This window comes from Vibrio sp. V19_P1S1T109 (genome assembly GCF_002241375.1).
Taxonomy (GTDB): domain Bacteria; phylum Pseudomonadota; class Gammaproteobacteria; order Enterobacterales; family Vibrionaceae; genus Vibrio; species Vibrio anguillarum.
On record NZ_NDIM01000308.1, the window covers coordinates 1 to 7,912 of the forward strand.

Consider the following 7,912-nt stretch of genomic DNA (forward strand, 5'->3'; position numbering starts at 1 on the left):
GTAAATTGATTGTGTACTAAGCAATCAACGGTTTTTCGCAGAACCGTTACAACAACAATATTCATCAGAACATCGAACGGGGAATCCACATGATATCACCAGATGCAAAGATCAAGATACAAAATTTTGGTCGCTTCTTATCTAACATGGTTATGCCAAACATTGGCGCGTTTATCGCGTGGGGCTTTATAACCGCACTATTTATCCCAACGGGTTGGCTACCGAATGAAACGTTAGCGTCTATGGTTGGGCCGATGATTACTTACTTATTACCACTGCTGATTGGTTACACGGGTGGTAAATTGGTTGGTGGAGAACGTGGCGCTGTTGTCGGTGCTATCACCACAATGGGTGTGATTGTCGGAACAGATATCCCCATGTTCATGGGAGCCATGATGGTTGGCCCTATGGGTGGTTGGGCGATCAAAACCTTTGACCAACGTGTTGAAGGTAAAGTAAAAAGCGGTTTTGAGATGTTGGTAAACAACTTCTCGGCAGGCATTATTGGTATGCTTGGCGCAATCTTGGCGTTTTACCTTATTGGGCCATTTGTCAAAGTGCTCTCTGGTGGTTTAGCGGCAGGCGTAAACTTCTTAGTTTCAGCACACCTTTTACCACTGACTTCTATTTTTGTTGAACCCGCGAAGATCTTGTTCCTTAACAACGCGATTAACCACGGTATTTTCTCACCGTTAGGTATTCAACAAGCCAGTGAAATGGGTCAGTCAATCTTCTTCTTGATTGAAGCAAACCCTGGCCCCGGTCTCGGTATTTTGTTGGCTTACATGGTGTTTGGTAAAGGTACAGCACGTCAAACAGCTGGTGGCGCTTCCATCATTCACTTCTTCGGCGGCATCCATGAGATTTATTTCCCATACATACTGATGAATCCACGTCTGATTCTTGCAGCGATTGCTGGTGGTATGACAGGGGTATTCATTTTGACTCTCTTTAATGCAGGTATTGTTTCTCCAGCGTCTCCTGGCTCTATCTTTGCAGTGCTACTGATGACACAGAAAGGATCGATTGTTGGCGTATTATGCTCAATATTTGGTGCGGCAGGTGTGTCCTTTACCGTTGCGTCATTATTGATGAAAGCACAGAGCAGCACCGAGGAAGAAGGTGATGAAGCGGCGTTAGAAAAAGCCACATCACAAATGAAAGAGATGAAATCGAGCGCAAAGGGCAATGTGACGGCGGCTTCTCAAAAAAGCAATATTGATTTAGCCAACGTGAAAAGCATTATTGTTGCTTGCGATGCGGGTATGGGTTCAAGCGCGATGGGCGCAAGCATGCTGCGTAAAAAAATCAAAGATGCGGGCTTAGCGATTCACGTCACTAACCTTGCCATCAATAGTTTGCCGGAGAACGCAGAAATCGTGATTACTCATAAAGACCTGACTGGCCGCGCACGCACACATGCACCCAGTGCACAGCATATTTCACTGAGCAACTTTTTAGACAGTGAAATGTACAACCAGCTTGTGACTAAGCTTTTGGCAGCTCAACGCCCTAAGGCGGCGAATGATAGCGATGTGGTTAAAGTCTCCATCCTCGCTGCGAATGACGACAGCTTTGAAATTCAAAAACCGTCCGTTTTTCAAATCCAAAAAGAAAACATTCACTTAGGTTTGAATGCCGCTAATAAAGAAGAAGCCATTCGTTTCGCTGGCAATAAGTTAGTTGAGCTTGGCTATGCGGAGCCTGAGTATGTTGATGCCATGTTTGAACGTGAGAAAATGGTATCCACTTATCTTGGAGAATCGATTGCCGTTCCTCATGGCACCGTCGCCGCCAAAGACCGTGTGATTAAAACGGGTATTGTGATTTGCCAATATCCTGCTGGTGTGCAGTTTACGGACGACCAAGATGGCGTAGCGAAACTGGTTATCGGTATTGCCGCCAAAAATGATGAACATATTCAAGTGATTACCACCATTACCAACGCACTCGATGAGCCTGATGCTATCGAGAAGCTCACCTCAACCAGAGACGTGAGCGATATCTTGGCGATCCTATCGGGTAACCAAGCAGCGTAACGCTTTTGCTCCTGAGGCAAAACGAGGTCGGCTGTTCCCCTATACTGCTGACCTCACCTCAATTGAAGTATTAAGCGCTCTTTTCTCTTTTAGATAAGTTTTTGGTAGGTAAGATTATGAAAAATGCAGTACATTTTGGCGCGGGTAACATTGGTCGTGGTTTTATTGGTAAATTATTGGCCGATGCAGACATTGAAGTGACTTTTGCCGATGTAAATGAACCTTTGGTCGATCAATTGAGTCATCGTCAAGAATACAAAGTAAAGGTAGTGGGTTCTGAGTGCAAAATTGATACTGTCACTCATGTCACTGCGGTGAATTCAGCCAGTAATGATGTGATTGATCGCATTGTAAAAACGGATTTAGTCACTACAGCTGTCGGCCCTGCAGTGCTTGATATCATTGCGAAAACGATCGCCAAAGGCATCACCAAAAGATTTGAAGCGGGCAATGAACAGCCACTCAATGTGATCGCTTGTGAAAACATGGTTCGCGGTACAACACACCTGAAAGGCGAAGTGTATAAATATCTAGACCCATCGCTGCATGCTAAAACCGATGAGTTAATTGGTTTTGTCGATTCCGCGGTGGATCGCATTGTGCCACCTGTCGAAGCCGCGAACGATGACCCGTTGGCCGTGACGGTTGAAAGTTTCAGCGAATGGATTGTTGATGAACAGCAATTTAAAGGTGAGATCCCCAACATTGAAGGGATGGAAAAAACCAATAATCTGATGGCTTTTGTTGAGCGTAAACTTTTCACTCTAAATACTGGGCACTGCATTACCGCCTATTTGGGTTGTTTGAGTGGTCATAAGACGATTCGTGAAGCGATTGAAGATCCTGCAATTCGTCAGCAAGTGAAGCAAGCCATGCATGAAAGCGGTGAAGTACTCATTCGTCGTTACGGTTTTGACCCTGAATTGCACGCCGCTTATATCGAAAAAATATTGAGCCGCTTTGCCAACCCATATTTGGTGGATGAAGTGGATCGCGTTGGTCGTCAGCCAATACGAAAATTAGGCCCCAATGATAGATTAATCAAGCCATTACTCGGTACAATCGAGTACGGTGTTGAAAACAAAACGCTATTGAAAGGGATTGCGGCGGCCCTTAAATATACCAACGACAGCGATCCTCAAGCGGTCGAGCTTCAAACATCATTGAACCAATATGGCGTATGTAAAACACTAGCCCATTACACAGGGTTAGATGAGCAGAGCGAGCAGGTTAAGCAAATTGAAGCGATCTACAAACAGCTTTAATCACATAAATACTTTGGAGGGCGCTAATGCCCTCCCTTTATAACAACAATTAGTACAGCGTATGGCAGATAGAATTAACGAAAGCGATATAATTGAACGACTGAATAGTGCCCATTCGGTGCGCGGATTCTTTATTACGACGGTTGAAGTGTTCAATGAGGCGATTGACGCATTAATGCAACGCATTTTTCGCAAAGATAACTTCGCTGTCCAATCAGTAGTTGGCCCTCTATTGCAAGATTCTGGACCACTCGGCAACTTGTCTGTCAGGCTAAAACTGCTGTTTGGCCTTGGGGTATTACCTGATGATGTTTACCACGATATTGAAGATATAATCAAACTGCGTAATCAACTCAACAGTGATGGTGCTGAATACGAGTTCACCGACCCGAAAATTTTGGTGCCGATAAAAAAGCTCCATTTGGTGGCCAAAATGGGCATGGTGCAGTTGGAAGTATTGGAGCCGGATGGCGACATTGAACTGGATTTTTACCAGCTTCAACTTCAGCGTCAGCAACAAATCATCAAATCCGGGCTCTCATTGGCGATTGTCGAAATTTGCAATGAGCTGAACAAAGAGAGCCCATTTTAACCTCATCCCAGACAGGCAAGGATTGCCTTTTCACTGAGTTCTACACCTCCCTTTTTAATCTTCTTGTGTTAGCCTAACCTTCATCTAACGAAAAGAGATTTGATGATGAAAATTGGCATTATTGGTCTAGGTGATATCGCGCAAAAGGCGTATCTTCCGGTCATCACACAGCGCCCAGATTTAGAATTGGTATTTTGTACTCGTAATTCAGCTCTTGTTACGCAACTAGCGCAGCGTTACCGCATTTCAGAGAATTGCACGGATTATCGAGAGCTACTTGGCTATAACGTTGATGCGGTTATGATCCATGCGGCGACCTCGGCTCACCCTCAAATCGCCCAATTTTTCCTTGAACACGGAATTCCAACCTTTGTTGATAAGCCGCTAGCCGACAGCGCAAGCGCCTGTGACATGTTGTATGATCTTGCAGAAAAGCATCGTCAACCTTTGTATGTGGGGTTTAATCGCCGTCATATTCCGCTCTATAACCAACACCTAAATGCAGTGCAAACTGGTAATAGAAACGACTTACGTTCGCTTCGTTGGGAAAAGCACCGCTATGATCTGCCCGGTGATGTGCGCACCTTTATCTTTGATGATTTTATCCATCCGCTAGACAGCGTAAACGTGAATGCTAAAGCCACATTGGATGATGCTTATATTACCTACCAGCAGCATCAAGGTCAGTTATCCCGCTTGGATGTTCAATGGCAACACGGCGAAAGTTTGCTGCATGCCTCAATGAATCGCCAGTTTGGCATAACCGCTGAGCGAGTCAGCGCGAGCTTTGTGAATGAAGGTTTTGAGTTTGACTCGTTTACACAAGGAAAACGTTGGCATCAAGGGCAAGAGCAAGCCCTTAGTTTAAAAGATTGGACGCCAATGCTGACCAGTAAAGGCTTTAGCGCCATGATTGACGATTGGATTGGCGTGATAAACAGCGGAAAGCTGGCTTCAGAAGTGGTGGCACGCAACTTGGCCTCGCACCAGCTGGCAGAGGCGCTGTGTCATTATATTGCGAAGCAAATTCGTTAAAACAAAGCGTGATTGAGTAGTAAGTGGACACCAATACTTGCGGCGTAGCCTGTTGCAATAATCGGTGTCCATTTTAGATGGCCTACAAAGGTGTATTTGCCGTGTGCAGCGCCCATCAGAGCCACTCCAGCGGCTGAGCCAATCGAGAGTAAACTGCCGCCGACGCCCGCTGTTAATGTGACGAGCAACCAGTTTCCGGTGGACATATCGGGTTCCATCGTCAGTACTGCAAACATGACGGGAATGTTATCGACAATCGCCGAAAGAAACCCAATCATCACGTTTGCCCATATGGGGTTCCATTGGCTATACATCACTTCCGAGATCAAGCCTAAATAACCCAGTAAGCTTAGCCCTCCTACGCACATGACCACCCCGTAGAAAAACAGTAGCGTATCCCATTCGGCGTGTGAAACTCGCTTAAAGACATCGAATGGCACCACAGAGCCAATACGTTTTAGGGCGGCCTCGTCATTATTTGCAATCGCAATTACGGTTTTTTTGGCCAGCGAAGTAGGTAAGGTTTTCCTGAGGAAATAGCCAAAAAATTGTAAGTAAGCGAGCCCCATCATCATGCCTATCACGGGTGGAAAGCGCACCACAGCATGGAATGCTACGGCGGTAGCAATGGTTAACATGAAAAGTACGACAATACGGCGGGCTCCGCGTTTAAGCTCGACATGTTCATGCAGGGTGGTTGGCTTTTCCTTGGGCAGGAAAAACGACATTAGCAATGCCGGAACAAGGTAGTTGATCACAGAAGGGAGAAACAGAGAAAGGAACTGTGAAAATGGCACATGGCCTGCTTGCCAAACCATTAAGGTGGTGATGTCTCCAAAAGGGCTAAAAGCGCCTCCGGCGTTAGCCGCTACGACGATATTAATACAAGCAATGTTGATAAAACGGGGGTTGTTTCCTGCCACTTTTAGTACGACAGCGCACATCAACAGTGCGGTGGTTAGGTTATCGGCAATTGGCGAGATGAAAAATGCAAGCAGCCCCGTGATCCAAAAAAGAGCACGAAAATCAAAACCTTTTCCCACCATCCACGCTTGTAATGCATCAAATAATCGCCGCTCTTCCATTGCACTGATGTAGGTCATCGCGACTAACAGAAACAGCAATAATTCGGCGTATTCCAGCAAGTTATGCTCTAGCGCGTTTTTGGCAATCTCGGTTAATTCATACTGCTGATAAACATAACCAATCATGGCCCAAATTAAACCAGCTGCAAGTAACACAGGTTTAGACTTTCGTAGCTTAAGGTACTCCTCCATCATGACCAAAGTGTATGCCAGAGTAAAAATGACTAAAGAGGCATAACCAATCGTTGAGTGTGTTAGATCTAACGAATCGATATCATTAGAGGAAGCGAGAGCGACTGAAGGAAAGAGTAAAGTGCAGAACAAAAGAAGCCATGTGCGTCGAGGTATCATTGTATTCACTCCTAGAAAGTTAGGCTGATAAAATTCTAGATCTATTGAAGATAGTTCGGTGTGAGATAGCTCTGATCTGCTTGATTTTTAATCTTATTCTTGACCTGTAAAGCGAATAAAGAAAAACCCTGTAGCAATAGCGACAGGGTTTGATTTTGATGAGTGGAAGTGAAGAAAGTTAGGCTTGAGCTTTTGCTAAATGGACTTCTTCTTCTTTCACGCCAGCTTGTGGATCATTAAAGCGAGCTTCATCTAACGCGCCTTCTGTTTTCGCCACAATAAGAGTCACACAGCTATCACCAGTAATATTGACTGCGGTGCGGATCATATCTAATAAGCGGTCAACACCCATAATCAAAGCAATACCTTCTAGTGGCAAGCCGACTTGGTTTAGCACCATCGCTAGCATGACAAGACCAACACCCGGAACGCCTGCTGTACCAACAGAGGCTAGTGTTGCCGTGAGGATGACCATCACGTAGTCACCCATGGTTAGGTCGATATTGAACGCTTGGGCAATAAATGCTGTCGCAACGCCTTGCATGATCGCTGTGCCATCCATGTTAACGGTCGCACCTAGCGGAATGGTGAAAGAAGCTATCTTGTTATCAACCCCTAAGCGGTTTTTAGCCGTTTCCATGGTGACGGGTATAGTCGCATTGGAAGAGGCTGTAGAGAAAGCGAACATAATGGCATCTTCCATTTTACGGAAGAAGGTGATTGGACTTAAACCAGTAAAGCCTTTCAACATCAAACTATAGGTGACAAAACCGTGTAGCAGCAGGGTAACCGTCAGTACTACGAAGTATTCTGCGAGGTTCAAAATGGCACTTAAACCAAGGCTGGTGAACAGTTTTGCCATCAGGAAAAATACGCCGTATGGAGCAAGGTTCATCAACAAGGCGACTAGTTTCATAATAACTTCGTTCAAGTCATTAAAAACGCCCGCAATACGCTCGCCCGGTTTACCCGCGGCACTGATGGCTATGCCAAATAGTACTGCAAAGACGATGACCTGCAGTGTTTTACCTTCTGCCATCGCGCTGATTGGGTTGGTCGGGAACATATCAATAAACACTTGGCCCAAAGAAGGGGCTTGCGCAGATTGGAATGAGCTTGCTGCGGTTAAATCGGCTCCGGACCCCGGTTGAAACACAGTGCCCATTGTCAGTGCCAGTGTGATGGCAATCGCAGTGGTTGCGATGTAAAAGGCTAGGGTTTTACCGCCCATGCGGCCAAGTGTGGTGAGATCTTTCAGTGAGCTCGTACCACAAACGAGAGAAACAAACACGAGGGGTACAACTAACATTTTTAAGCTGGCGATAAAGATTTTTCCGCCAACATCGAATAAGCCGTTAACGATATACGCGTCAACAAATCCGTTTTCAGCAAATAGGGCTCGAATGGCAAAGCCAGTCAAAATACCCGCTACCATACCTAAAATAACACGGCCGGTAAGCGACATCGGTTTTTTGGTATTCATTGTGAACACTCCTTTATTTTATGCACTTCGACATCATTTCAAAGCGTGCCGCAGGTTAGCAG

6 protein-coding genes are annotated in these 7,912 nt (G+C 45.6%); 4 read left to right on the top strand and 2 right to left on the bottom strand.

Going from position 1 to position 7,912, the window contains the following annotated elements:
- Positions 1-89: 89 nt before the first annotated feature.
- The 4 genes from B9J87_RS14980 (at position 90) to B9J87_RS14995 (ending at position 4,931) form a co-directional block, all read left to right on the top strand.
- On the top strand, positions 90-2,039 hold the full coding sequence (locus tag B9J87_RS14980) for a PTS mannitol transporter subunit IICBA (RefSeq protein ID WP_094133869.1): 1,950 nt from the start codon (positions 90-92) through the stop codon (positions 2,037-2,039).
- 116 nt (positions 2,040-2,155) lie between these two features.
- Positions 2,156-3,304: a mannitol-1-phosphate 5-dehydrogenase gene (locus B9J87_RS14985; RefSeq protein ID WP_026028875.1), complete on the top strand. Its 1,149-nt coding sequence runs from the start codon at positions 2,156-2,158 to the stop codon at positions 3,302-3,304.
- A gap of 61 nt (positions 3,305-3,365) precedes the next feature.
- The gene (locus tag B9J87_RS14990; protein ID WP_010319258.1) at positions 3,366-3,896 is read left to right on the top strand and encodes an MltR family transcriptional regulator; all 531 of its coding nucleotides are present in this window, start codon (positions 3,366-3,368) and stop codon (positions 3,894-3,896) included.
- Between the two features lie 105 nt (positions 3,897-4,001).
- The gene (locus tag B9J87_RS14995; RefSeq protein WP_176429547.1) at positions 4,002-4,931 is read left to right on the top strand and encodes a Gfo/Idh/MocA family protein; all 930 of its coding nucleotides are present in this window, start codon (positions 4,002-4,004) and stop codon (positions 4,929-4,931) included.
- Here B9J87_RS14995 and nhaD read toward each other — a convergent pair.
- Together nhaD and B9J87_RS15005 are read right to left on the bottom strand one after the other, a co-directional pair.
- Positions 4,928-6,376, bottom strand: a complete 1,449-nt coding sequence (gene nhaD / locus B9J87_RS15000) for a sodium:proton antiporter NhaD (RefSeq protein WP_088733080.1) — start codon at positions 6,374-6,376, stop codon at positions 4,928-4,930. The two genes, B9J87_RS14995 and nhaD, sit on opposite strands and share 4 nt — an antisense overlap.
- Before the next feature lie 169 nt (positions 6,377-6,545).
- Entirely contained in the window at positions 6,546-7,850 is a 1,305-nt protein-coding gene (locus B9J87_RS15005; protein ID WP_029189696.1) for a dicarboxylate/amino acid:cation symporter, read from the bottom strand.
- Positions 7,851-7,912 lie beyond the last annotated feature (62 nt).